16 protein-coding genes are annotated in these 25,515 nt (G+C 66.5%); 7 read left to right on the forward strand and 9 right to left on the reverse strand.

Features of this window, described 5'->3' with window-relative positions; translation table 11 throughout:
* Nucleotides 1-22 precede the first annotated feature (22 nt).
* Nucleotides 23-1,300, forward strand: coding sequence for a GTPase HflX (gene hflX / locus JW958_02430; GenBank protein ID MBN1825094.1), 1,278 nt, complete (start codon nt 23-25; stop codon nt 1,298-1,300).
* Nucleotides 1,301-1,428: 128 nt separating this feature from the next.
* Here hflX and JW958_02435 read toward each other — a convergent pair whose 3' ends face one another.
* Both JW958_02435 and JW958_02440 read right to left on the reverse strand, forming a co-directional pair.
* Nucleotides 1,429-4,098 carry a fused MFS/spermidine synthase gene (locus JW958_02435; GenBank protein ID MBN1825095.1) on the reverse strand — a complete coding sequence of 890 codons (2,670 nt, stop codon included), beginning with the start codon at nt 4,096-4,098 and terminating at the stop codon, nt 1,429-1,431.
* A 204-nt stretch (nt 4,099-4,302) separates the two neighbouring features.
* On the reverse strand, nt 4,303-4,518 hold the full coding sequence (locus JW958_02440) for a hypothetical protein (GenBank protein MBN1825096.1): 216 nt from the start codon (nt 4,516-4,518) through the stop codon (nt 4,303-4,305).
* Between the two features lie 395 nt (nt 4,519-4,913).
* On the opposite strand from JW958_02440, the gene JW958_02445 reads away from it, so the two are divergent.
* A complete protein-coding gene (locus tag JW958_02445; protein ID MBN1825097.1) occupies nt 4,914-6,515 on the forward strand; it encodes a SpoIIE family protein phosphatase in 1,602 nt (533 codons plus the stop codon).
* A gap of 62 nt (nt 6,516-6,577) precedes the next feature.
* Here JW958_02445 and JW958_02450 read toward each other — a convergent pair whose 3' ends face one another.
* Nucleotides 6,578-9,640: a protein kinase gene (locus JW958_02450; GenBank protein MBN1825098.1), complete on the reverse strand. Its 3,063-nt coding sequence runs from the start codon at nt 9,638-9,640 to the stop codon at nt 6,578-6,580.
* Nucleotides 9,641-9,843: 203 nt separating this feature from the next.
* Here JW958_02450 and JW958_02455 point away from each other — a divergent pair, with 203 nt between their 5' ends.
* Nucleotides 9,844-11,190 (forward strand): hypothetical protein, encoded by a 1,347-nt coding sequence (locus tag JW958_02455; protein ID MBN1825099.1) that lies wholly within the window; start codon nt 9,844-9,846, stop codon nt 11,188-11,190.
* Between the two features lie 160 nt (nt 11,191-11,350).
* Here JW958_02455 and trxA read toward each other — a convergent pair whose 3' ends face one another.
* Together trxA and JW958_02465 are read right to left on the reverse strand one after the other, a co-directional pair.
* Complete coding sequence (gene trxA / locus JW958_02460; protein ID MBN1825100.1) at nt 11,351-11,695, reverse strand: thioredoxin; 345 nt, start codon at nt 11,693-11,695, stop codon at nt 11,351-11,353.
* 217 nt (nt 11,696-11,912) lie between these two features.
* Nucleotides 11,913-13,313, reverse strand: a complete 1,401-nt coding sequence (locus JW958_02465) for a sigma 54-interacting transcriptional regulator (GenBank protein MBN1825101.1) — start codon at nt 13,311-13,313, stop codon at nt 11,913-11,915.
* Nucleotides 13,314-13,770: 457 nt separating this feature from the next.
* On the opposite strand from JW958_02465, the gene JW958_02470 reads away from it, so the two are divergent.
* Complete coding sequence (locus JW958_02470) at nt 13,771-14,433, forward strand: fumarylacetoacetate hydrolase family protein (GenBank protein MBN1825102.1); 663 nt, start codon at nt 13,771-13,773, stop codon at nt 14,431-14,433.
* A gap of 69 nt (nt 14,434-14,502) precedes the next feature.
* Here the strand turns inward: JW958_02470 and JW958_02475 are convergent, their stop codons facing one another.
* Both JW958_02475 and rocD read right to left on the reverse strand, forming a co-directional pair.
* Nucleotides 14,503-15,219 (reverse strand): DUF4230 domain-containing protein, encoded by a 717-nt coding sequence (locus JW958_02475; protein ID MBN1825103.1) that lies wholly within the window; start codon nt 15,217-15,219, stop codon nt 14,503-14,505.
* 168 nt (nt 15,220-15,387) lie between these two features.
* Complete coding sequence (rocD, locus tag JW958_02480; GenBank protein MBN1825104.1) at nt 15,388-16,578, reverse strand: ornithine--oxo-acid transaminase; 1,191 nt, start codon at nt 16,576-16,578, stop codon at nt 15,388-15,390.
* A gap of 613 nt (nt 16,579-17,191) precedes the next feature.
* Between rocD and JW958_02485 the strand changes: the two genes are divergently transcribed.
* Nucleotides 17,192-19,768, forward strand: coding sequence for a hypothetical protein (locus JW958_02485; protein MBN1825105.1), 2,577 nt, complete (start codon nt 17,192-17,194; stop codon nt 19,766-19,768).
* 105 nt (nt 19,769-19,873) lie between these two features.
* Here JW958_02485 and JW958_02490 read toward each other — a convergent pair whose 3' ends face one another.
* Nucleotides 19,874-22,744, reverse strand: a complete 2,871-nt coding sequence (locus tag JW958_02490) for a C39 family peptidase (protein ID MBN1825106.1) — start codon at nt 22,742-22,744, stop codon at nt 19,874-19,876.
* 423 nt (nt 22,745-23,167) lie between these two features.
* Between JW958_02490 and JW958_02495 the strand changes: the two genes are divergently transcribed.
* Together JW958_02495 and JW958_02500 are read left to right on the forward strand one after the other, a co-directional pair.
* Entirely contained in the window at nt 23,168-23,542 is a 375-nt protein-coding gene (locus tag JW958_02495) for a CoA-binding protein (protein ID MBN1825107.1), read from the forward strand.
* A 17-nt stretch (nt 23,543-23,559) separates the two neighbouring features.
* Nucleotides 23,560-24,894, forward strand: coding sequence for an HlyC/CorC family transporter (locus tag JW958_02500; GenBank protein ID MBN1825108.1), 1,335 nt, complete (start codon nt 23,560-23,562; stop codon nt 24,892-24,894).
* A gap of 88 nt (nt 24,895-24,982) precedes the next feature.
* Here the strand turns inward: JW958_02500 and JW958_02505 are convergent, their stop codons facing one another.
* The gene (locus JW958_02505) at nt 24,983-25,405 is read right to left on the reverse strand and encodes a hypothetical protein (protein MBN1825109.1); all 423 of its coding nucleotides are present in this window, start codon (nt 25,403-25,405) and stop codon (nt 24,983-24,985) included.
* Nucleotides 25,406-25,515: the final 110 nt, after the last annotated feature.

Genomic DNA, 25,515 nt, shown 5'->3' on the forward strand with positions numbered 1-25,515 from the left:
CGTTTTTCGTGACGAGACGGACATCGCCGCCGGCGGGAGCACCGAGCCCGCGCCGGAGACGGCGGTGCTCGTCGGCGTGGGCCTCCCCGCCGACACGGCGGCGGCCGTCACCCGCTCTCTGGACGAACTCGCCGAGCTGGCCCGCACCGCCGGCGCCGAGGTGGTGGGGCGCTTCACCCAGCGCCGCACGCGGGTAGAGGGGGCCACCTATATCGGCAAGGGAAAGCTGGAGGAGCTGACCCGGTTCGTCGAGGAGCGGAAAGCCCGCCTCGTCCTCTTCGACAACGACCTCTCCCCCGCGCAGGCCCGAAACCTGGAGAAGGAACTCCGGGTGAAAGTGATCGACCGGAGCGAGCTGATCCTCCACATCTTCTCGATTCACGCCCGCACCGACATGGCCAAGCTGCAGGTGGAGCTGGCCCAGCTCGAGTACGCGATGCCGCGCCTCCGGCGGCTGTGGGCGCACCTCTCCCGGCTCGGCGGAGGCATCGGGACGCGCGGGCCGGGGGAGACCCAGCTCGAGGTGGATCGCCGCCGCGTTCGGGAGCGGATCCATCACTTGAAGCAGGAACTGAAACGGTTCGACACCTGCCGGGACGAACAGCGGAAGGCGCGGGCCGGCAAAGAGGTCGGCGTCGCCCTCGTCGGCTACACCAACGCGGGAAAGTCGACGCTCTTAAACCGTCTCGCCGGAAGCGACGTGGAGGCGGAGGACTTCCTCTTCTGCACCCTCGACACGACGAGCCGCGTGGTCGACCTGGACCGGGACTACCGCATCGTCCTCTCCGACACGGTCGGTTTCATACGGAAGCTCCCCCACGGCCTGGTGGCCTCCTTCCGCGCCACCCTGTCGGAGGTGCGCCACGCCGACCTCCTGATCCACGTGGTGGACGCGTCGAACGAGGACGCGGAGGCGCAGATCGAGGCGGTGCACGGTGTGCTCGAAGAGCTGGGCGCGGCGGAGAAGCCGACCATCCTCGTGCTGAACAAGGAGGACGCCGTCACCGACACGCTCGCGCTGAACCGTCTCGCCGATCAACATGGTCCGGCCCTCTCCCTGAGCGCCCGAACCGGCGCCGGGACCGCCCGCCTCCTCGACGAAATCCGAAGAGAGGTCGCCTCCATGCGCCTGGCGGTGGATCTCGTCTTCCCCGCCACCGCCTCGGCCGAGGCGGCCCGGGTGCATCGCGAGGGGGAGGTGCTGGACGTCCGCTACGAAGAGGAAACGATCCACATCCGCGCCCGCCTCCCCGTCTCCCTGCTCGAACGTCTTCGGAAAAAGGGATACGTGAGGGAATAGAGCCCCCGCGGGGGCGGACGCGGACCCGGAAAACCCACAAGGCGTCGGGAACGAATGCGAGCCGGGATCGACCGGCGGTTTCATGCGCACACGGGTAGGCGGAACGTGTCGTGAATCGCTCTCGCGGTTCAGCGCGCGTCCGAGGAGGCGAGCTCCATTTCGGCGCGGCTCAATCCTTCCCGGGCGGCTGCCAGATCCGGGTTTTCGGAGAGGGCGCGCCGGAAGTGTGTCGCCGCCTCCTCGCTTCTCTTCTCGGCGAGAAGCACTTCGCCGAGGGCGCACTCCGCCCAGGGAAAGTCGGCGCCTTTCTCGATCGCCTCGCGAAGGTCGCTTTCCGCGCCGGCCCGATCACCCGATTCGGCGCGCAGCCTCCCGCGGATCGCATAGGCGGCGCCGATCCGCGAATCCAGCTCAATGGCCCTCTCCGCCGCCGCCGCCGCGCCCTCGCGGTCTCCCATCTGCATGCGAACGTGCGCCAGCTCCACCTGGGCGAGCTTGTGGCGCGGCCGGAGTTCGACCAGGAGCGCCAGGAGGCGCTCCGCCTCGGCGTAGCGCCGGTCTCCCCGGTAATGACGGGCCAGCTTGAAGAGGGCCTGGGGGTCGCGGCTCCCCGCCTGCACCGCCGCCTCCAGCGTGGCGATCATCGCGGCGGCTTCCCGTAAAAGCCCTCCGGCTATCGGATCGTCCGGATAAATGTCGAGCGCTTCCCGGTAGGCGGCGCGAGCCGCGTCCTTCTCCAGGAGCAGGTCGGCCGCCAAGCCGCGCAGGACGCAGGCGGAGGCGCATTGCCGGCGCTCGACACAGGCGCGGACCGCCGCGCATTCCTCGGGCGAATCCCCCAGGTTCTCCAGCAGCGAGAGAAGGGGGCGCCGCCGCTCCAGAAGAGCCTTCAGGTTGCACGCCCAGATCTCCCGATCTCCGCTCGCCTGCACGCGGGGCGCCGAGAACTCCATATAGGGCCGGTCGAAGGTGTTCACCCGCGCCCCCGCGGTATAGGCGCGGATCGCCTCCGGGTCGAGCATGAAGGCGTCCAGCAGGCGGACCGGATCGCCGAGCCCCACCTCCTCCAGGTCCTCGCGGATCTCCGGAAGTTCACCGAGGCGGTTCGCCACGCGGCCGTAGTCGATCCGCAGGGGGCTGTCGTCGCATTTCCAGCCGAGGAGAAGCGCGTTCCGGGTCAGACAATTGGTTCCGACCCAAACGGTGCTTACGGGAAACACTTCCTGGAATGTGTGGAGGAGCATCTTCATGTCGTCCTCGGTGAGCATGCCGATGGGGAACCAGGAAGACATCATGCCGTCATCGGCGAGCCGACCCCGGCAGGCGGCGAAGTAGTCCCGCGCGTAGAGGTCCGAACTCCCCCGCATCATCGGGTGGACCGAGTCGTTCAGGATCAGGTCGTAGGTTTCCTCCGTGGCGAGCACGTGATTTTTGGCGTCCTCGATCACGATGCGGAGGCGCGGGTCGCGATAGACTTCCTCGTTGATGCGGTGGAAGTAGGGGCCCGCCGCGATCACTTCCGGCGAAATGTCCACGCCGTCGAGTCGCTCGATGGGATGAAGCAGGATCGAGTGGGCCGTTTCGCCGCTGCCGAGGCCGACCTGCATCACCCGGCGCGGATCGGGGTGGAGCAGAAGCGGGATGTGGGCTTGCAGCTTCTGGGTGGTCCGGAGCATCCGCGTGGTTCCCGCCACGTCGGCGCCGTTGATGGAGAGCATGCGGCTGGCGGGCGAGTCGTGAATCGTGACCGTTCCGGTGATCCCCTCCCGGCAGTAGATGATTTCGCCCCCCCTCAGGTTGTAGCCGAAGACGGGGAGAAAGGCGTTCTCCGGAAGGGAGAGGGAGAGGAGGAGAAGCGCCGCGGCGGGGGCCGCCGCCGCCGCGAACGCCCGCGCGCCGGAGAGACGGAAGGAGCGGAGAAGCAGCACGCCCCCGAGAAGTCCGTTGGCGGCGGCGAGAAACACCACCGTGCTTTGCGTCCCCAGGAGCGGAATCAGCAGGAAACCGGCGGCGAAGGACCCGAGCACGGCGCCGACCGTGTTCACCGCGACGATCCGGCCGACCCGTTCGCCGATCTGGCCGATGTCCCGCGCGTAGAGGGTGGAGACGAGGGGAAAGGTCATTCCCATGAGCAGCGTGGGGAGAAAGACCACCAGCACCGCCTCGACGAACTTCACGATCGCAAGACGCTCCCAGCTCGCAACGCGGAAGAGGAGGATCAGCAGATCGCTCACGTGGGGAAAGTGGGCGAGGAGCGCCACCGAGAGAAGCGCCGCCACGCCGATGCCGATCTCCAGCGCGCCGAAGAGGGCGAAGCCGCGGCGGAGGCGGTCGACGCGGGGCGCGAGAATCATGCTCCCCAGAGCGAGACCGAAGAGAAAGACCGACAGCATGATGGTAAAGGCATAAACGGATGCGGAGAGAACGTAGAGGAGCACGCGGGTCCAGGCCACCTCATAGGCCAGGGCGAGAAAACCGCTGATGCCGATGGCGGCGAGGGCGAGGCGCGCGCCGGCGGGGCGGCCCTCCCGACCCCGGACGGCGTCCTCCGCTCCGGCCGGTTTCGCGGCGACCGGGGCGCGGGTCGGGCGGAGCAAGCCCGCGCCGAGGGCGGCAAAACCGATCACGAAATTGACGGCGGCGGCGAGAAAGAGGGTGTGCCTCACGCCCAGGCTCGCGATCAGGAGAAACCCGGCGAGAAGGCATCCCCCCATTGCGCCGAAGGTGTTGATGGCGTAGAGGACGCCCATGCTCCACCCCACGTCATCGCTCGAACGGACCCGGTAGCGAACCAGCACGGGCAGGGTCCCCCCCATTAAGGCGGCCGGTAGGATCAACACGAGGAAGGCGAAGGCGAAGCGGACAAGGCTCATCTCGTAGAAGGAGGGATGGAAGGCGCGGTGAAAGGCGATCAGGAGCTGTTCCGTCCCGGCGAGAGCGGGGAGAAGGAGAATGGTGGAGATTCCGATGCCGATCTCCAGAAGCCCATAAACGCGTAACTCCTAGCCGGCCCGATCGATACGCCGCCCGAGCCACCAGCTTCCGAGGGCGAGCCCGGCCATGAAGGCGGCGAGGACGGAGCTGACGGCCAGGGCGGTGCTGCCGAAAACGACGGAGAAGAGCCTCGTCCAGGCGACTTCGTAGACGAGCCCGGTCGCTCCGGAGAGGAAGAATAGCAGCAATACGAACCGGCGCGGCCGGGGGAGGCCGTTCCGCATGATCCGCCTCGGGGCGCGGGGGAGACCGTGGCGTCCGTGGAGCCGGAAACCACGTGGCGCGCCATCCTACCCATGTCGACAGTATACCAGAAAAAGGGTCGCGGGATCAACGCGGGGAAGGGCGGGGGCGCGGCGCGGGCCCCTGTATACATGTAACCATATGGCCCGTAGTCCTTGCATGCGTGATGGACCGGCCCGGGACCCGGCGTGGGCGGATCTTCCCCGCGAGGATGGCCCGGGAGCGCGGGAACGACGCGAACGCGCGTCCCCATGTCCGGTGGAGAGCCATCCTCCCCATCCCCCCGAAAGGCCCGTCAAGCCCCTCTCCCGGCGGGCCGATCCGTAGGAGGAGGACGTATCGGGGGCGCGCGCCGCGCGCCCATGACGGGGGAGCCATGATCGACGCGTATCTCGTGGATGACGCTCTTCGGGACCCGCGGACGGCGGAGTTCGTCGATGCGGCGGGCCGGCTGTACGGCGGGCCGGTCGAGGTTCTCGACGCCGTCGGCGGGCTCGTGGCGGCGGCGGCGGTTCCCCCCGGCGCCCCCCCCCCGATCGCCTGCGAACGCCCGATTCGGATCGGCCGGGAGACGGTGGGGCTGGTGCGGGTGCGGGAGGGGCGCGGCGACGGGGAGGACGCGGCTCGGGTCGCCGATCTGGTCGCCGCCTTCGCGGAGAGCGCCGTCGATTCGATTTTCCGCATCGACAACCTCGCCGGCGAGGTGAACGAGCGCTATGAGGAGATCAACCTCCTCTACGGGCTCGGCCGCGATCTGAGCGCTCTCTTCGACGAGGAAAAGATCGGCCGCAAGGTCCTGGAGAGGCTCGGCATGGTCCTTCCGGTCCGGGGAGCGTGGTTCCTGCTGATCGACGGGGCCGATTTCCGCGTCGCCGCCCGCAGCGTCGCCCGAACGGCGGCGGAGGGCGGCTGCGCGCGGCCCGGAACGAGGATCCCGGCGGATGGGGGGCTTTTCGCGCGCCTCCTGCGGGAGCGCCGCGCGATTCAGATCGACGACCCGGCCGACGTGGCGGACGCGGCCGCGATTCTCGGCTTCGATCCCTCCGCGCGTTCGATCCTGGCGGCCCCGCTGATTCGCCCCGTCGAAAAGGGAGAGGAATCGATTCGGGGGGCGATCGTTCTCGTCGCAAAAGAGGGCGGCGGCGATTTTCTCTCCGGCGACCAGAAGATCGTCGCCACCATCGCCGTCCAGGCCGCGATCGCCATCGGCAACACACGCATGGCGGGACAGCTCGAGTCGGCCGCCCGGATCCGGCGGGACCTGGAAATCGCCCGGGAGATCCAGGCCTCCCTCCTCCCCGCCCATCCTCCGGCCATCGACGGGGCGAACGTGGCGGGGCGCTGCGTCACCGCCGCCAAGGTGGGGGGCGACTATTACGATTTCGTCCCCGGTAGGAACGGATCGCTCAACATCCTTCTCGGCGATGTGGCGGGGCACAACGTGGGATCCGCGCTGCTCATGACCGCGCTACGCGCCACGCTGCGCGCCGCCGCCGCCGAGTCGGCCCAGCCGGGCGTGATGCTGGAGAAGGCGAACCGTCTTCTCTATCGCGATCTCGACCGCGCGAACAGCCTCGTGTCCATCTTCGCCGCCCGCTATATACCGGAGGGGAGACGACTCCTCTACTCCAACGCCGGCCACAATCCGCCCCTGCTCCTTCGCCACGGCACCGACTGGGTCGATCGCCTCGACACGGAGGGGTTGATCGCCGGCGTGGTGGAGGAGGCGACGCACGACGTGGGCCTCCGCGACCTGAACCGCGGGGACAGAATCCTTTTCTACACCGACGGGCTCGTGGAGGCGCGCGGTCCGGATGGGTTCCCCTTCGGCGAGGAACGGCTCGAAGCGGCCCTTCGGGAAGTGCGCGCGCTTTCCGCGGAGGGGATCCTGGACGCGGTGTTCCAAGCCGTGGAGAGGCACGTCGCCGGCGAGCGCTACGCCGACGACGTCACCGTGGTCGCCCTCGCCGTGGAATGACCGGCCCGCCCGCATCTCCGCCCTTCCCTGCGAATCATGCGAACCCGCCCGGGATTTTCGAGTTATCGCGGAACGAGCCAGGTGCCGGACAGAATGTCTTGCACGCCCCTTTCCGGCCGGAGCGTGCCCAGGATCACCGCCCCCGCCCAGAAGAGAACGAGGGCGATCTCCACGGGGAAGAACACGGCGGCCGCGGCGGAGCGGGCGGTGTGAAACCAAAGATGGGCGATCAGGAGAAGGGAGAGCACGAAGGCGGGGGACCAGGAGAGGATCGTCCGCCGCAGTCCCCGCCCGCGCCGGGCGGGCCGTCCCGAACCGTCCACCACCGCGATGCCGAAGGGACGGAAGAGGGCTCCGCCCGGATGCGCCAAGCTCGAGAGAAGGGCGAGGATGCCGATGAAGAGTCCGGTGAAACCGATTCCGGCGATCGATGCCTGAAGTGTTTCCCGGAGGATGTTGTTCGATGAGGCGATCCGCTCCTCCTCGGCCCGCAGGAAAGGGTCGAGACGTGCGCGGGCGGCGGCGACCTCCTCGGCGGTCGGATCTCCCGCCCGGCGGATCGCCTCCTCGCCGAGGGCGCGTCGCGATTCGTTGATGTATCCGTTTCCGGAGAGATAGGTCGCGTCGGTCTCCCAGAAGTCCGCCTCACCGAAGCGGGCGCCGAACTCGGCGGCGAGGATCCTTTCCAGCGCCGCGCGATCCTCCGGTCCGTCCGGCCTCCCCGCGGCTCCTTCCCGGGAAGCGGAGGGCTCCGCTCTTTCGATCGCCCTCAGGTAGGTTTTCAGCCACAGGTGATCCGGGTGGTTCTTCTCCCACATCGCCATGTGATTGCCGGTGATCGTGGCGCCGGCGGCCATCATCAGAATCACCGAAAGGGGGATCAGAATGTGGCCGAGCCGCCGCCAACGCGAAAGGGCGATTCCCTCCAACGAATAAGCGACCAGCGCCCGCAGGAGATCCCCCGGTCCCTCCCAGGATTTCGCGCCGAGCCGATCGACCAGGCGGGTGGCGGTGAGGGGAAGGGGCGCCGCGCGTCGGTCGCCTCCTTCGGGGGCGGCGGCGCCGCGCAGCGACGAAGAGACGATCCGGTGAAGGAACGACTGGACCTGCTCGAAATCGCCGGGATCGATCTCGTCCGCGGGCCCGCCGGAAAAATCGGCCGCCGTCGGCGCGGGAAAATCGAGGAGAACCGCCCTCCCCTTCGCCTCGATCCAGACCCGATCCGTTCCCACCCTCTCCGGGAGGGTTCCGCTCCTCCGCCCCTCCTCGAATTCCGTCGCCAGATCGAGAAGCCAGCGCCGCGTCTCTTTCCAGGGGCGGGCCCGGCGGGCGGCGTCGGGAAAGGCCCACCCGTCCGGCGCCTGATAGGCGTCCCAGTTCCCTGCGCCCCCGCGCCGTCCGGTGAGCCACCGGAGTCTCCCCGGGCGCGCGATATCCCTCCGCGCCGCCGGAACGGGGGGCGTCCCCGGAGGAACACGAACGATCCAGATCCGGCGATCGAGCTGCTCGTCGTAACCGAGCAGAACCCTCTCGTTCTCCGTCCCCCCGATCTCGCCGATGACCGAGTAGGGCCCGATCCTTTCGGGCGTCGCGGAGACGAATGCATCCGGTTCTCGGGAAACGATGGCGGCCGTCTCCCGGCGGGGAGTGCGATGGACCACGCGTGTTCCGGAGAGCAACTCGTGAATCCCCGCGAATCCGTTGCTCCGCCGCGCCCGGATGAAGAGCAGGAGAATGACGACCATTGAGAGGGCGTCGAGCGAACTCGAAACGAGGGTGAAGTTCCGCACTCCACCCGAGTAGATGGGGATTCCAAGGAGCGGTACGGCCGCGTGGACGGCGAAGACCGCCGCACGGACCGCCGCGCGCCGGACACCCGGTTTCCCGCCGTCCGGTCCCACCGTGCGGAGGCCGCACATCCACTTCCCCACCGTCGTTCCCGTGAGCCCCTCGAGCAGAACGCCGTAAAGAAGGAAGAGGAAGATCGAGTAGAGGATGAATTGCGGGGCCGGCCCCCCTGCGCGCTCCTGCGCGCCCTGGACGGCGTTGTAGAAGGAGAGGCCCGGGACGGGGATGAGCCGGAGGAACACATCGACGATTAAAATGTCGACGATCCCGGCGGCGAGCCGGATTCCCGGTGCCGCCGGTGTTGACGCGGAAGGGGCGAAACGGCGGAGCGAGCGGATGAAAGCGTCCCAATCCGCGAAACGCCGCTCCGGCGACTTGGCGAGGCAGCGAAGAACGAAATCGCTCAGCGCCTTCGGTATCTTCGGTCTCGCCGCCCGGGGGGGCTCCGGCGGCCGCTCCAGAATCGCCGCGAGAAGGGCCACGCCCTTCGCCTCCTCGAAGGGGGTCCGCCCGGTGAGCAGGTAGTACAGCGTCGCGCCGAGCGAGTAGATGTCGGAGCGGACGTCCATCTCGCCGCCGCGCACCTGTTCCGGCGACGCGAAAGCGGGGGTGCCGATGAAGGATCCCTCGGTCGTCAGTTTGGTCTCCTCCGGCGCGCTCACCGAAAGGGAGAGGCCGAAGTCGCCGATCTTGACCTTTCCGTCCCCGTCGATGAAACAGTTGGACGGCTTGATGTCCCGGTGGAGAATACCCGCCTCGCCGGCGGAGCGGAGGCCGGCGGCGAGTTGAAGGACCGCGTCGACCGCTTCCTCGTGGGCCATCGGTCCGCGTTTCTCCACGCGCTCTTCCAGGGTGCCTCCCCGCACCAGCTCCATCGAGATGAGGAGCGCTCCCTCCGTTTCTTCCGTGCCGAAGATGTAGACGCTGTTCGGATGGTTGACCGCCGCAGCCAACTGTCCTTCCCTCTCGAAACGCTTCTTTTCAAGGGGGGAACGGCGTGGATTCGCGCGCATCGCCTTGAGCGCGACCCGGCGCCCGGTGTCGACCTGCTCCGCCTCGTACACCTCGCCCATACCGCCGCGGCCGAGAAAGCGGAGAACGCGAAAAGAACCGACGCGGTTTCCGAAGAAGAACATCGCGTCCGGGGGGAAGGAACCGGCCGCCGTGCTGGATCGACTCGAAGGATCGGGGGGGCGATAGAGGACGGTGTCGCCCGCTTCCGGCTCGGGAGGCGCGCCGTTCGGACGATCGTCCGTGGGATGTTTATCGTTGTTCATGAAAGATGATTCCCTCGCCCCAGTGTACTTTGGGAATCAAGCCCGGGACAAGGGATTCCCCGCGACGACGCCGGTCCCGCCCCCCCGCGCGCCGCGCCGCGAAGCGCGAGCGATCAAAAGATAGACGGCGCGGGGAACCATGATAGTATCGGGGAAGGCGATCGCCGCCCGTGCGGCCGGGCGCGCGCGAACGGAGCGCATGAATGGAAACCCGAAGCGAAAAGAGAGCGGGGCGCCTTCCGATCGACATCCCCATTCTCTTCCTGCTCGTTTTCCTGAACCTCCCCAGCGAAGGACGCCTCGAATTCGGCCGTGAGCTGGCGGGCCTCGCGGAGACGGGCGGTTTCTGGGCCGGGATCTTCGAGAAGAGCCTGGTGCGGAACCCGATCGGCGCGCTCCAGGTCGCCGCCTGCACGGCGCTTCTTTTCCTTTATGGTTTCGTGGCGACCGGAGACGTTTCGTTCCGCGTACGACGGCGGGCGAAGGGGGCGATCCTGGTGCTCCTGATCGCCGCGCTTCTCGTGCTGCCCGCGATCGGTTCGATGGCGCTCCGCTTCCAAGACGGTCCGCGGGGTCACGCCCACGACGGCGGCGTCATCCAGACCGAGGAGGCGCTCCGCTTTTTTCTCCGTGGCGAGAACCCCTACGCCGCCGATTACCGCTCCACGCCGATGGCGGGACTCGACTGGGGACCGGGGAACCCGGCGATTCTCCATCTCCCCTACTTCCCGCTCAGCTTCCTGATACATCTCCCCGGGTACGCGGTCGGGAAGGCGCTTTTCGGCGGTTACGACGCACGCGCCACCTATCTGCTCCTCTACCTGCTCCCCTTCTTCTGGATTCCGAGGTGGACCGCCGATCCGGAGAGGAGGGTGCTGCTCGCGGCCTTCTGGGGGCTGAACCCCTTCCTGGTTCCGCACCTGATCGAGGGGAGGAACGACGTCGTTCCCCTGGTGGCGATGCTCGGGGCGACGCACCTGATGCTGAGCGGCCGGGCGCGCGGCGCGGCGCTCTTTCTCGGCGCGGCCTGCGCGGCCAAACAGTTCGCCTTTCTGATGATCCCCTTTTTCGTGATTTACCTGGGGCGCTCGGAAGACGGGTGGGCCGGCGCGGTCCGTGCCGGCGTCCGTCGCGCCGCCCCCCTTCTGCTCCCCGTGGCGCTTTTCGTGCTCCCCTTCTTCCTTTGGAATCCGGGGGCGTTCGTCGACGACACGTGGCTCTTCAACACCGGCCTGTCGGAGGTGAGCTACCCGCTCGGCGGAACGCCCGGATACGGACTCGCCAATCTGATCAACGTGTTCGGCTTGGTGGAGAGCCGTTACCACTACTTCCCCTTCGGGCTCTTTCAGATCCCGCTCATGATCGCAGTCGGGTGGGTTCTTCTCCGGCGACAGAGGACGCGGGTCGGCGCGGGCGCACCGATGACCGCCTTCGCGCTCGCACTCTTCGCTTTTCTTCTCACCTCGCGCATCTTCCACCATAACTATCTCGCCTTTCTCTTTCTTTTCCTCGCCCTCCCCCTCTTCGCCGAGCGATTGGGAGAGGATTGACGAAGAAAAGAGAACCGTGCGGAGAGCGCGGAGCGAAAAAACACCCGCGCCCCCAAAGAGGGAGCGCGGGCGGGAGGTTCCATAGAGAAATGCGGTTTTTCTAAAGGGGGCGGCCTCCGAGGGCAGAGAGGAGGCGCGCCCGCCATGATACGGTTTGTGTTTAGTGCTGGCCGCTTTCGACCCCGAAGGCTTGGGAGATCCTCTCGCGGAGCGCCTGTTCCGGATACGCGCCCACCACGGTGTCGACCAACTCGCCGTCCTTGAAGAAGAGGAGCGTCGGGATCCCCTGGATGCCGTACTTCGCCGCGTGCTGCGTGTTCTCGTCCACATTGACCTTCACGAACTTCACGGAGCCGTTCATCTGCTCGCTCAGGCTCTCGATCACAGGCCCGACCATCCGGCAGGGGGCGCACCAGGGAGCCCAAAAATCGATGACCACCGGGATGTCGGACTGAATCACTTCCTTCTCGAACTGCTGATCCGTAATCGCCGTCGGCTTGCTCATGCCGATCACCTCCGTTATGAAAAGGGCCTTGTTTTGCTGTTCGCGTCTTCGTCGCGCGTTCTTCTCCTTCCCTATCGCAGGAAACGTGACAATCCAGAGGGAAAAACCTAATTGATTGTAAAAATTGAAGTTATGGGGGTGGCCGTGTGTGCGGCGCCTCCAGATCGGGTGGGTGTTGCGGTGTGGTGCAACATGGGGAAGGGGGAGGGGGGCCGCGTCAGGGGGCGGGAGGGGGCTCGATGCCGAAGCGCTTCATCTTGCGCCAGAGGGTGGTCCTGTCGATGCCGAGTAATCCGGCGGCGCGGCCGCGGTGCCAGCTCGCTTCCTCCAGGGCGGCGCGGATGTCGCGGGCTTCCCGGTCCGGCATTCTCCATGGGGTGACGAAGCCGGTGGTGTCACCGACAGTGGGCCCGCCGAGCGGAGGGGAGAGGCCCGCCGTTTCCCGTACGATCTCCCGGGGGAGGTCCTCGAGAAGGAGGACCGGGCCGCGGCACTTGACCGTGGCGTGTTCGATCGCGTTGCGCAGCTCACGGACGTTTCCGGGCCATTCGTAGTCCATCAGCGACCGGAGCGCGTCCGGCGAGATCCTCTCGATTCTTTTTCCCGCCCTCTCCGCCAGCTCGCCGAGGAAATGCATCGCCAGATCGGGGACGTCCTCCTTCCTCTCGCGCAGAGGGGGGACGAAAAGGGGAATCACGTTCAGGCGATAGTAGAGGTCCTCCCGGAAGAGCCCGTCCTGGACGCGCTTCTTAAGGTCCTGGTGGGTGGCGGCGAGGATCCGGACATCGATCGGGATCGTCCGGGTGTCGCCGACCCGCTCGATTTCCCTCTCCTGCAGGACCCGCAGCAGTTTGACCTGGATCCGCTCGGTCAGGTCGCCGATCTCGTCGAGGAAGACGGTTCCCCCCTCGGCGCTCTCGAAACGCCCCTTGCGGTCGTAAGTTGCGCCGGTGAAGGCTCCTTTGACGTGGCCGAAAAGCTCGCTCTCGAGGAGGCTCTCGGAGAGCGCGGAGCAGTTCACCTTGACGAAGGGGGCGTTCTGGCGGCGGCTACAACGATGGATGGCGTCGGCGATCAGCTCCTTGCCGGTCCCACTCTCGCCCAGGATCAGCACCGTCGAGTCGGTGGGCGCCGCCTGCTCGATGAGGGCGTAGGTTTCCTGCATGGCATGGCTCTTACCTCGGAGCTTATGGAGGGAACCGCGATCCTCGAGGCGGGTCTCCAGATCCCGGAGGTGCGTGACGTCTCGGGCGATGATCACCACGCCGGCCGTGCCGCCCGTGTCGTCCAGGAGGCGGTTGGTGCTCAGGATCACCCGCGCCTCCGTACCGTCCGGGCGGATGAGCACGTTCTCGCGCTCCCGGGCCCCCTCGTTCTCTCGCATCGTCTCTCGCAGCAGTTCGCCCATGTCCCAGAGGGGGCAGCGCAAGATATCGCAGATCGGCTTCCCCGCCGCCTCCTCGGCGCCTATGCCGAGCATCGCCTGGGCGGATTGGTTGATGTTGGTGATGCGTAGTTCGCGATCCACCGTGAGGATCCCGTCGGCGACCGCGTGAAAGATCGCCTCCATGTTGGCCCTCTGGGCCATACAGACGGCGAGATGGTCATGCCCTTTCATCGAGTTCCTCCGCCCGACCCGCACGAGGTGTTGCACGGGCTGCAACGCGGACGCGGTCTGTGTTGCGCCCCGTTGCAACAAATATGGCACGATAGGGCGGGTTGCGCAACAGAAGAGGAGCCTTTCCGGTGGTCCGCGCGGGCCGGGAAGACTATATTTCTATCCGAGAAGGTGATTCAGCCGGACACCCCGGCGTTTCAGGGCGGGAAGAGCGCACAGTGGGGAGGCCGCGAATGGCCCGTATCGGGAGGCGAGGGATGGAAGGTTGGTGGATCATCGGTTTTCTCGTGTTCTACCTGCTGCTCAACTGGTTGATTCTTCCCAAGATGGGAGTGAAAACCTGAGGCTCCGCCCTGTGGGACGGGTGCCGTCCCGAAGAGAGCGCGGGGAGCGAGAAAAGGACGCCCGCTCAAGAGGACACCCCTCTTGACGATTCCAAGGCCGGCGGGGAAACGCGATGAGCGCGGCCCGTGTCGATCTCGCCGGACAAGCCGTTCCGGTGCGCAAGATACTCTGTGCCGGACGAAACTACGCCGCCCACGCCGCCGAAATGGGATCCGTTCCCCCGGCGGCCCCCTTCCTCTTTCTGAAACCGCTCACCGCGCTGCACACCGGCGGAGGAGAGGTCCGCGTGCCGGAAGCGCTGGGGCTCCTTCATCACGAAGTGGAGCTGGTCGCCCTTCTCGGCGGCGGCGGGAAGAATCTCTCTCCCGGTGAGGCGGAGCGCCTGATCGCGGGCTATGCCGTCGGCGTCGATCTCACGCTCCGGGAAGAGCAGGAGAGGGCGAAGCGATCGGGCGGCCCCTGGGCGCTCGGCAAGGGTTTCGACTGCTCCGCGCCCGTGGGGGCTTTCGTTCCCGCGGCCGAGGCGGGCGACCCCCTCGATATGCCGATCCGCCTCGAGGTGAACGGCCGAGCCCGGCACGACTCGCGCACATCCTTCATGCTCTTCCGCCCCGGCGAGCTTCTCGCCTACGTCTCGCGCTTCCTCACCCTCGAAGAGGGGGATCTTCTTTTCACCGGCACGCCGGAGGGGGTCGGCCCCCTGGCCGGCGGAGACCGCGTGGTCGCCCGCGCCGGGAATCTGCCGGAGTTGCGGTTCACAATCGTTCGCCCATAAAAGGAAAGGGGGCGCGAACGCCCCCGCTCCACGCACCGATTTTTCGTTCCCGGACCGGTCCGCCGCCGCCTATTCGTCCCCCGCCGGGCGATCGAGCAACCCCTCGATTCGCGTGGCGTCGATCCTCGGGTGGAATTCCGTCGTGGGGGCGAAGCCGATCGACACGCGATCGGCGTTGAAACCGCGGGCGAACATTTCGATGCTCCGCCGCGCGGATGTTTGGGCGTCCCCCTCGGCGGAGGAGACCAGGTCCGCGGCGAGCCGCACCGCCTGGTCTTTCGCCTCGTCGATCAGGGCGTTCTTCTGCTCCACGGAAAAGCCGCCGGTGATGAATCGGTTGACCATCTCCGGCATCAGCCAGGGGAGAAGCTCGGTTCCCTTTTCGCTGTGCATCCGCATGTCCAGAATCCGCACCTCGTAGGAGCATGGGGGGAGGCGAACCGTGAAACCGCCCCGGCCGTCCTCGGAGACCGCCATCTCGGGGCTGGCGAGGTTGTAGCGGAAGTCCACGTCGAATTCGAAAATCATGGTCATCCGTTTCGTGGAGATGAGCCAAGAGAGATAGCGCTTGCCGAAACCACCGAACCAGTGGTCCGACGCGGTGATGATCTCCTTCGTGCGGATTCGGAAGACGGAGAGTTCCGAGACGGCCCGGAGGCCGGTGACGAAGGAGTGGACCTCCGTCGAAGGCGAAACCTCGCGGGGGCGCCGGGAGCGGCGGAAGGCGATGGCGACGAAGACCGCCGCGGCCAGACCGATGACGAAACCGACAAGCAGGGTGTCCAATGTTTATACCTCCGGGGGGCGTCGCGCCGCGCCCGCTCATCATACCAAGCCCGCCCCGCCCCCCACCCGCTTTTTTCGCCGAAACGTACCGCGGCGCTCAGGACCGAAAGGGGCGGAAGGCTTTCGGCCCACCGCCCCGTCCGAATCGGAATGTCGTAGAGGCCGTCCCTACGATTCCAGGACCGCCTTTACCTGTTCGAATGCCCAGTCGATCTCGTCTTTCTTGATGATCAGCGGCGGGGCGATACGGATCACCATCTCGTGGGTTTCTTTGCAGAGCATACCCTTCCGCTGGAGCGCTTCGCAGTCGGGCCGCGCCGGACGGTCGAGCTCGAGCCCGACCCAGAGCCCGCGGCCGCGCACTTCCTTGATGCGGCTCGAACGGATGGTGCGGAGCTTCTCCATGAAGTAGGGGCCCAGTTTCGCCGCGTTCTCCACCAGTTTCTCGTCCCGGATCACCGCGAGCGCCTCGCGGGCGATCGCCGCGCCGAGCGGGTTGCCGCCGAACGTGCTTCCGTGGTCGCCGGGATGAAAGACGCCCATCACTTCTTCGTTGGAGCAGAACGCCGAGACGGGATAGAAGCCGCCGCTGAGCGCCTTGCCGACGATGAGGCCGTCAGGCTTCACGTTCTCCCATTCGTGGGCGAACATCTTGCCCGTGCGGCCGAGGCCGGACTGGATCTCGTCCAGAATCAGAAGGACATTACTCCCGCGGCAGAGCGCCTCCGCCTCTTTCAGATAGCCGTCGGGCGGGATGATGATCCCCGCCTCGCCCTGGATCGGCTCGACCAGGAAGGCGCAGGTATTCGCGTTGATCGTCGAGCGAAGCGCTTCGATGTCGCCGAAGGGGATGATGTGAAACCCGGGGGTGAAGGGACCGAAGCCGTCCCTGTACTGCTCGTCGCTGGAGAAGCCGACGATGGTGGTGGTGCGCCCGTGAAAGTTGTTCGAGCAGACGATGATCTCCGCCTGGTCCTCCGGGATCCCCTTGACCTTGTATCCCCACTTGCGCGCCGCCTTGACCGCCGTCTCCACCGCCTCGGCGCCGCTGTTCATCGGCAGGAAGCGCTCCATACCGGTCGCCTCGGCCAGCGCCTCATACAACGGTCCCAGCTGGGCGTTGCGGAAGGCGCGGCTGGTGAGCGTCACGCGCTCGGCCTGCTCCTTCATCACCCGGAGGAGGCGGGGATGGCAGTGCCCCTGGTTCACCGCCGAGTAGGCGGCCAGGCAGTCGAGATATTTCTTTCCCTCCACGTCGTGGACCCAACACCCCTCGGCCCGCTCGATCACCACGTCGAGAGGATGGTAATTGTGCGCGCCGAGGCGGTCTTCGATCTCCATGAACACGCGGGAATCCATCTGTTTCTTATCCATATTGCCGCTCCTGTGCAGCTTCGACTCGGTGGGGAGGAAGCCTGGAAGAAGGTATCGACCCTTGAATGGTATCGCGGAGTCGCTCTCGGGGGGAACCCCCAAAAAGCGGGGCGCGGCGGTTTTCCGCGGCCCCCGGGGCGCGCCCTTTCCGGGGGACGGGAGGGCTCCGGGCCGGGTAACCGGCGGCGGGGCGCCCTTCGCGCCGGGGGCGCGCGTGACCCGGGGGGGGAACCGAGCGCAAAAAAACACGAGGGGCGGTCGGGCTACGCCCGCTGGGTAAACGAGGTGCGGGCTTTTCGCCCTCCCTCGATCACCAGCCCGAACCCCACCCCTCGCTCGAGGAAATCCGTCTTTCACGGGTCATCTTACCCCGACCCGATCGGGAGCGCAAGCGGAAGATGCAAGTTTCGTTCGTCCCGCTCCCGGAACAAGATTAGACAAGGAACACCGGAAAGGGCCAGTAAAAAAAACACGTCCCCGGGGAGGCGGTCGACGGTGCGCGGCGCCCCCGAGTCGGCTAAAATGAAAAGACGGACGGGGGCGGCGATCCGCCGGCCGGCACAGACCGTTTATGTGATAAATAAAAGAGGAGGGACCGATGAGACGGATGATGGTTTTTTGCGCGGTTTTCGCGGCGGCGCTCCTGTGGGCCGTCGCGGAGGCGGGCCCGCCGGAGGTCGTGGAGGGGGGCGTGCGCTTCACCTTCCGGTCGCCCGGCGCGGCGCGCGTGAATCTGGCGGGCGAGTTCAACGGATGGTCCGCCGACGCCATGCCGATGCAGCGCGGCGATGGCGGGGCGTGGAATCTCGTGGTTCCCCTCGCGCCGGGCACGTACCGGTACAAGTTCGTCGTCAACGGTACGGACTGGAAAGAGGACCCGGACAACCCGACCAAGGTGGACGACAATTACGGCGGCTTCAACAGCCTGCTGGTGGTCAAGCCGGACGGGGGCCTTTCCTTCGAGGAGGGGGCGCGGGAGATCCCCGTGAGCGACGAGTACGACACGGACCGGGGGACGGTCTTTTTGAACCTGGTCTGGCACCAGCACCAGCCGCTCTATTTAGATCCGGAGAAAGACCAACTCCAGGGACCCTGGGTGCGCGCCCACGGCACCAAGGACTACTACGACATGGCGTCGATTCTGAGGCGCTACCCCGACGTCCACTACAACGTGAATCTCACGTCGGTGCTTCTTTTCCAGCTCCAGACTTATTACGTGGAGAGGCTCCGTCCCTTCGTGGATCCCGTCGGGAACCGCGTCGACGAAGAGGGTTTTTTCGCGGCCTGGAAAGGGCGCACCGACCCGTGGATCGACATGGCGCTGATGGACACCGAAGCCTTCGGGGAGACCGAGGACGCCCATCTTTTCCGGAACGCGTGGAACAGCTTCGGCGTTTCCGAGGTGGTCATCAACCGCTTCCCGCAGTATCTCGCGCTCCGCGAGAAGGAGGGGAAGGACTACACGGTCCAGGAGAAGCGTGCGATCAAGACTTGGCACTACCTCGCCTGGTTCGATCCGGACTTTCTGCGCGGGCCGGTGGAGCTGCCCGGGGGGTGGGTCACCGACCTTTCGGACCTGGTCGCCGAGGACGAAAGCGGAAACTTCCGGCTCCGCCGCGCACTCTCCGAGGAGGACGCCAACCGTCTCGTCGCGGAGACATGGAAGGTGCTCGCCTCCGTGGTGCCGATCCACGAGGAGCTGATGTACGACCCGGCCGCCGGCGAGGGCCAGATCGAGGTGATGACCACTCCGTACTATCACCCGATCCTGCCGCTGATCTACGACTCGGACGTGGCCCGGATCTGCCAGCCGAACGATCGTCTGCCGGAGCGCTTCTCCTATCCCGCCGACGCGGAGGCGCAGGTGGCGAAAGCGGTGGTTCTCTTCAAGGAGCTTTTCGGCCAGCCGCCGCGGGGGATGTGGCCGGGCGAGGGCTCGGTGTCCGAGTCGATCGTGCCGATCCTGGCGAGAAACGGCATTCGCTGGATGGCGACGGCGGACCGGGTGCTGGGCAAATCCACGCCGGCGGGGCAGTCGATTCTTTATCCCTATCGGGTCGAGTCGCGCGAGGGACCGGGGAAACTGGCGGTCGTGTTCCGCGACACCCCTCTCTCCGACAAGATCGGTTTCCGTTACCAGCGTCTCTACGGCGAGGAGGCGGCGGACGATTTCATTCGCGACGTGCTGCGGGCGGCTCCGCCCGTGGGGGAGGGGGACCGGCTGCTGACGGTGATCCTGGACGGCGAGAACGCCTGGGAGTGGTACGTCCGGGACAACGACGCCAAGGAGTTTCTGCACGCCCTCTACCGAAAGCTCTCCAAGCTCTACGAGGAACGGAAGGTGGTCACGGTCACCACCAGTGAGTACATCGAGGGGAACCGGAAACGGGGCGTGCCGCCCCACCCGATCGCCGACATGAAGGGGCTGGAGCGGCTTTGGCCGGGGAGTTGGATCGACGCGAACTTCGCCACATGGATCGGGGAGCGCGAGGAGAACCTCGCATGGGAGATTTTGCGGCGAACGCGCGAGGATCTGGAATCGACCGGTATCCCGGCGCCGGACCCGAGGGCGGCGGAGACGGCCCCCACCCCGGGCGCCATGGCCTGGGAGGAGATGTACGCCGCCGAGGGCTCGGACTGGTTCTGGTGGTACGGGACCGATCAGAACGCGCCGGGGGGGGACGAGCCCTTCGATCGGGCTTTCCGCACGCACATCGAGAACGTCTACCGCTACGCGCGCGAGGCGGGGGCTTCGATCGAGGCGCCGGAGATCGAGCCGGTGATCCGATCGGCTTCGACGGGGGGCGGCGGCGCGATGGCGCAGGGGGGCGGGAAACCGCTGCCGGTGCTCTTCACATGCGACGCCACGGCGCAGAAGGTGGCCAAGGCGATCTACATCGTCGGGAACCAGCCGGAGTTGGCCGACTGGACGCCGAACAAGATCCCCATGTACGACGACGGTACGCATGGCGACGAGAAGGCCGGCGACGGGATCTGGTCGCTTCTGATCGAGTTTCCCGAGGGGGCCCGCATCGAGTACAAATACACCAACAGCGGTCCCGAGGGGTCCTGGAGTCCGTCGGAGGAGTTCCCCGTCTCGAACCGGTCGGTGGACGTCTACCTCGACAAGGGGGCGACGCGCGTGATGACGAAGGATCTGTTCGGGCAGATGTAGTCGGGACCCGTTTCGCGGGAGTCATGAAACGAGGGGGAGGGCGCCGCCGCCTTCCCCCTCGCCGTTTTTTCGCGTGTGCCGCATCCCCTTCCCCGGAGGGGCGGTTCAGCGGAGACGGACGACGCGCCGCGCCTGGGCGCCCCGCGGCGTGCGGCAGCGAACGAAATAGACGCCGGGCGCCGCGTCGCGTCCCGCGTCGCTCCTCCCGTCCCACGCCGTTTCGTGAACGCCGGCGGGGTAGACGGCGTCGGCGAGGGATCGTACCCGGCGGCCGGCGATGTCGTAGACGCCGAGGACCACCCGCCCCGGTCGGTCGAGGGAGAAGGAGAGCCGGGTTTCGACGGTGAACGGCGCGGGACGGGGGGCGGAGAGGATCGTCGGGAGGGGTCTCGCGCCGGCGGCATTCTCGACGAGGGCCACGCCCGTCTCTACCGATTCACACCGAAAGTAAATCTCCGTGTTCCCGTGCCGGTAATCGGTCCAGGCGGCGCAGAGGAAGCCGCAACCGTTGGCGGCGATCGAGGGGAGCATGGAGTGGTCCGGGCCGCCGCTGAGGCGCATGTCGCCGGACCAGATTCCGCCCTCGCGGGTGCGCGCGTAGATCTCCGACCGGCTGTGCCGGTGGTCGACCCAGGCGACGTGGACGCGGCCGTCTCCGCCGGCGGCGACCGACGGGGTGCCCGCTTCGGCGGTGGCGGAGGCGAGTGATTCGGCCGCCGCCCAGGAGGAGCCGTCGTATTCGGCGTAGAAGATGTCGCCTCCGCCGTGTTCGTAGTCCTGCCAGACCACGTGGAGCGTTCCCGCCGGGCCGGCGGCGATCACCGGGTTGCGGGACGGGGCGAGGCCGGAGGCGAGCACGTCCGCGGAGGACCAGGTGTCGCCGTCCCAGCTTCTGTGCCGGATCTTTTCCCATTCCGCCGTGGTTCCCTCCCGTTCGTAAACCAGGTGGAGCAGGCCGTCGGTTCCCCAGGCGAGCGAGGGACGGTAGGAGTTCTTTATGGACGAATCGTCCGGTTGCATCGGGTCGGACCAGCCCGTATCGGTCCGGGCGGAGAAGAGGACGGCGTAATAGCTAAGGCCGCTTACGTTTCTCTGCCAGGCGAGATAAACCCCGTCGCCGCCGGCGGCGATGGTGGGGGCGAAGTCGGCTCCCGAGAACGAGGTCACCCTTTCGTCGGCGGACCAGCCGGAGCCGTCGTTCGTTTTGTAGTAGATTTCCCGCTCGCCGTCTCGGGTGTCCACCCAGGCGACGTGCACCCCCCCCGTTTCGTCCAGGGCGATGGCCGGGCCGTCGGAGAAAGCGGTGTCGGCGGTGAGGCGCGTTTCCGTTTGCCAGGTTCCGCCGGAGAGGACGCGGTAATAGATCTCGCCGTTACCATTCCGGGAGTCCGACCAGACGACGTGGACCGTGCCGTCATCCTCCACGGCCAGGGCGCGGCCGCCGGGGAAACCGGTGCCGGAGGCGGCCGGGTCGGAGGTGAGTCGTACCTCGTCTTCCCAGCCGTCGAGGCGGGCCGGGTCGACCTGTACCGTTTCGAGACCGTGGCCGCCGATGCTGTCCTGGTAGGAGCCGTAACTCCAGCAGGATGCGGAGACGGTTCCCCGCGCGCCGAAACGGATATCAAATGCGCCGGGGGTCGGGCCGGCCGCCACTTCCCAGGAGACGGTGTCGGCGTTGCCGGAGGAGAGGTCCGACAGAGATTGCGCCGCGCTTCCCGAAACGAGGGAGAAGCCGGAGGGGAGGTGGATCTCGGCGAGGCAACCGGTACAGGGGTTTTTTCCGGTGAAGACGCCGGAGCCGGGGTAGACAACCTCTAACTCGACGAGGAAGGTGTCGCCGGCGGCGATACCGGAAGAGATGGAAGGGTTGAGCAGCCAGGGGGCGGGGGTCATCGCCCACTGATTGGTATACGCCCAAAGGTCCTCGACGAAGAAGGTCTGGTCGAAAAGCACGTCCGGGCCGGAATAGGGGGCGCCGTACCACGGATCGTGAATCAGAAAAACGTCCAGGTTGTCGTCATATCCCCGGATGACCCTGTAGTGGCCGGAGGTATGGGTCGGCCCGTACCAAGTCAGGGCGAAGAGGGGCTCGTGGGAGCAGATCCGGTGCTTCGTCTGGGAGCGGGGGTTGGGGTAAATGCCGAGGTTGAAGTCCGGACAGGCGTAGCCCAGTTTCCTTTCCGCGTAACCACGGAGGGTGGTGTCCTGTATGGCGGTGCTCATCCCGCTGAAATGCGCCGCGCGGAGCATGTCGTCGGAATAGCAGCCGGAGCCGGTGACGTCATTCGCCACGTCGCTGATCGGGTGCTGGCCGATCTCCTCGCCGTAGTAATCCATAACCATCTGGAGCGCGGCGGGACCGCAGAACCAGCTGGTGATCTGATAGTGGTAGGGGACGCCGGGGATAACGTAGGCGTCGGGAATGGCGCGGTCGGTGTCCGTCCCGGCTTTGTCCGGGAGTGGCGCGAGGGTTTCGGCGGCGCGGCCGCGGCGGAGATCGACGGGTGTGGCGAGCGCCGCACGATGCGAGCCGTCCACCGAGCCGAGGACGTCGGCGCCGGGGCGCCCGGCGTCGACCAACCAGAAGTCGTCGCCCGGCGCGTCGAACGCCCAGTAGAGTCGCTTGTCGGCCCCTTCCACGAGGCGTCCCTCCGCGGATGGTTCGGGCGCGCCGAGGGAGCGGGCATGCTCGGCGGCGCGCTCCGCCGCCCGGCCGGGCGTCACGGGCGGGAACCGCTCCTGTTCGCTCCCGAAGCTGATCCACAGGCGCCTGTCGCCGGATGCGTTCACGCCGATCAGCGCGATGGCGCGGCCGCCGGAGAAAACCGGCACGAGACGATACGCGACTTCGCCGGATCGGGGATGATGGACCGCCAGGGGCTGGCCGGGCGCGGCTCCCCTCAGGTCGGGCAGGCCGAGCGAGCCGGCGCCTTCGTACGAGGCGATCTCGGAGATCGTCCGCGTGGCCACATCCATGGTTCCGGCTTCCGGAGTCACGGAAAGAGACGCGGCGCGAATGGCCGGGATGGGAAAAAGAAATACGATCAGCGTGATCGAACAAAGGAGGAGAGACGCGGGGATAGAGCGCCTTCTCGTCGGGGGCATCCAGCACCTCCTCAAAACGCATTCTCTGAGTCGAGCGTAGAGCAATACCGGCAATTCCACTATAAGGATCTCACAAAGGAGGCCGAGTTTCAAGTTATATGTTTGCAAGGCGTTAGATCGAGTCCGGTCGGCCCGGCGGCTTGGTCCGGCGCCCCTCGCGATGTCCTGGTGGGCGCGGCCGTGGATCCGCGCGAGACGCCGCCCCTTGCAGAAGGAGGCTTTTCTCCGGGTACGGCCTATGCTAGCATTCTCCGCGGCTGTGTCCCCTGTCGGTCGAGCGAGGAGAGCATGGAAATGGAGGCGAAAAGAATCGCCATTATAGGCGCATCCAACAACCCGGACAAGTACGGGAACAAGGCCGTGAAAGCCTATAAGCGAAAGGGATATATCGTCTTTCCCGTCACGCCCAAAGAGGAAGAGGTGGAAGGGCTCCAAGCGTACGCCTCGATCCGAGACATCCCGGGGGAGGTGGATGCCGCCTCTCTCTATCTGCCGCCGAAAGTAGGCATTACCGTTTTGGCGGATATCGCCGAAAAGAGGGTTGGGGAGCTTTTCGTGAATCCTGGGGCGGAAAGCGAGGAGTTGATCGAAGAGGCGAGGCGGCTGGGGCTCCGGCCGATCGTCGCCTGTAGCATCCTCGCGATCGGCCTGCATCCCGAGGAGGTATAGCCGCTTGCGCGGCGCGTATGGAAGATCCTCTATCTAAGATCCTCGTCGTTTTCCTGCTCGTTTTCCTGAACGCGTTTTTTGTAGCGGCCGAGTTCGCGATCGTGAAAGCGCCCGTCGCCTGGTTCGAGAGGCGGGCTAAAGAGGGGGGACGGCGAGCCCGATGGGCGCTGCGCGTCAGCCGCCACCTGGACACTTATCTGTCCGCCTGTCAGCTCGGTATTACCCTGGCCAGCCTGGCGCTCGGCTGGGTCGGCGAGCCCTTCGTCGCCCGCCTGCTCGACCCGGTTATCCGGGGCGTCGGGATTCACTCCGAGACGATCCTGCACTCACTTTCTTTCGTGATCGCTTTTTCAACCATCACGTTTCTGCACATCGTCATCGGAGAGCAAGCGCCCAAATCGTTCGCGATTCGCAGGGCTTTCGGCGTGGCGTTGAACATCGCCCTGCCCCTGCGGATTTTTTTCGTGCTCTTCTATCCGTTCATCCGCCTGCTGAACGGGGCGTCGCTCCTGACCCTCCGCTTGATCGGCATCCGGACCACCGACCCCTACGAGTTCTATCTGACCGAGGCGGACATCCGCGCGCATTTCACGCGCTCCGCCGCGAACGGGGAGATGACGGAGCAGCAGAGCCGGATGCTGGAGCGCGTCCTCGACTTCGATGATCGCGAGGCGCATCAGGTGATGGTGCCCCGGACCGACATGGTGGTGCTCTCAGTCGAGAGCGAGGTGGAGGAGAACCTGAAGGTGGCCGAGAAGTGCGGCTACACGCGCTTTCCTCTCGTCGAGGGGAGCGTGGATCGCGTGATCGGTTTCGCGCACGTCAAGGATCTTTACCGGGCGGTCCGCGTTTCCGATCAACCGGTGAATCTCCGCAATCTGCGGAGGGACATCCTCTTTTTCCCGGAACACACGCCCCTCGGCACGATTCTGAAGGAGTTTCAGCAGAAGAAAGTGCACCTGGGAATCGTCTTGGACGAGTATGGCGGGACCCTGGGTATGCTCACCCTTGAAGACGTAATCGAGGAGTTGGTCGGCGAGATACAGGACGAATTCGACCGGGAAACTCCATCGGTGCAACGGGTCGGGCGCGACGAATTTCTTCTCGATGGAGGGTGCGGCACGGAAGAGTGCCGCGAGCAGACCGGCGTGATCATGCCCGATACCGGCGCCGACACGGTCGCCGGCGTTTTGCTGGATACGGTGGGCGATCTCCCCGAAGAGGGAACGCGGGTGGCAATCTTGGGCGCCGAGATGATTGTGGAGCTGGTGGAGGATCAGCGGATCAAGCGCGTGAGGATGATTCGCAAAACGGTCCAGGAGGGAGAGCTCTCCCCCCGTTCGGGCGGGTGAAACCCCAATCTCTCCCCGGGAAGCGGGAACCGTGTATGAAAACGCCCAGGACCGCGTTGAAGCTTATTTTCTCCGCACCCGCTCCGCACTAGCGATGAAGGGAGAGGATCGGCAAGTAGGCGACCCGCTCCTCCGATGTTCCCGTCAGCGGGTCGGTCCGCGAGGTCCAATCCGGGCGGGGCAGAGACACGAGCGCGCCCTCGGGACCGATCTGAAGAAACGCGCCACGCGGTTCCGGTCTGTGCGTGACATGCCAAAGACCGAGCGCCAAGCCGGCGAAGGTGCCGCCCACAAAAGACCACTTCAGGATTTCTCCGTCATCGTCCTCGGTAGCCAAAGCGACCGCCCCGCCGAGGAGCAGCCCACCGAGCCCGCCCCAGAAAATCGATTTGGTGACGGAGACCGCCGGATTTTCATCCCCCTGTCTCGTGACGACCACCTGTGCGCCGGCGACGTGGGGGAGCAGAAGGGAGAGGATGAGCAGGACCGGTATCGGTTTGTGAGTCCGCATCGGTAGACGCTCCGGAAGGGGTATATATTCGCGACCGGCTGATTATAGGATTCGGTCTTGGCCGTGGCAACCCCCCCCCCCCCCCCCCCCCCGCCACCCGCCCCCCCCCC

The organism is Candidatus Eisenbacteria bacterium, assembly GCA_016930695.1.
Lineage (GTDB): Bacteria > Orphanbacterota > Orphanbacteria > Orphanbacterales > Orphanbacteraceae > JAFGGD01.

Coding starts and splice junctions, on each gene's coding strand:
- JW958_02440 (MBN1825096.1), bottom strand. CDS start 4,518: ATGCGGAACGGCCTCCCCCGGCCGCGCCGGTTCGTATTGCTGCTATTC.
- JW958_02445 (MBN1825097.1), top strand. CDS start 4,914: ATGATCGACGCGTATCTCGTGGATGACGCTCTTCGGGACCCGCGGACG.
- JW958_02450 (MBN1825098.1), bottom strand. CDS start 9,640: ATGAACAACGATAAACATCCCACGGACGATCGTCCGAACGGCGCGCCT.
- JW958_02455 (MBN1825099.1), top strand. CDS start 9,844: ATGGAAACCCGAAGCGAAAAGAGAGCGGGGCGCCTTCCGATCGACATC.
- trxA (MBN1825100.1), bottom strand. CDS start 11,695: ATGAGCAAGCCGACGGCGATTACGGATCAGCAGTTCGAGAAGGAAGTG.
- JW958_02465 (MBN1825101.1), bottom strand. CDS start 13,313: ATGAAAGGGCATGACCATCTCGCCGTCTGTATGGCCCAGAGGGCCAAC.
- JW958_02470 (MBN1825102.1), top strand. CDS start 13,771: ATGAGCGCGGCCCGTGTCGATCTCGCCGGACAAGCCGTTCCGGTGCGC.
- rocD (MBN1825104.1), bottom strand. CDS start 16,578: ATGGATTCCCGCGTGTTCATGGAGATCGAAGACCGCCTCGGCGCGCAC.
- JW958_02485 (MBN1825105.1), top strand. CDS start 17,192: ATGAGACGGATGATGGTTTTTTGCGCGGTTTTCGCGGCGGCGCTCCTG.
- JW958_02490 (MBN1825106.1), bottom strand. CDS start 22,744: ATGGATGTGGCCACGCGGACGATCTCCGAGATCGCCTCGTACGAAGGC.
- JW958_02495 (MBN1825107.1), top strand. CDS start 23,168: ATGGAGGCGAAAAGAATCGCCATTATAGGCGCATCCAACAACCCGGAC.
- JW958_02500 (MBN1825108.1), top strand. CDS start 23,560: ATGGAAGATCCTCTATCTAAGATCCTCGTCGTTTTCCTGCTCGTTTTC.
- JW958_02505 (MBN1825109.1), bottom strand. CDS start 25,405: ATGCGGACTCACAAACCGATACCGGTCCTGCTCATCCTCTCCCTTCTG.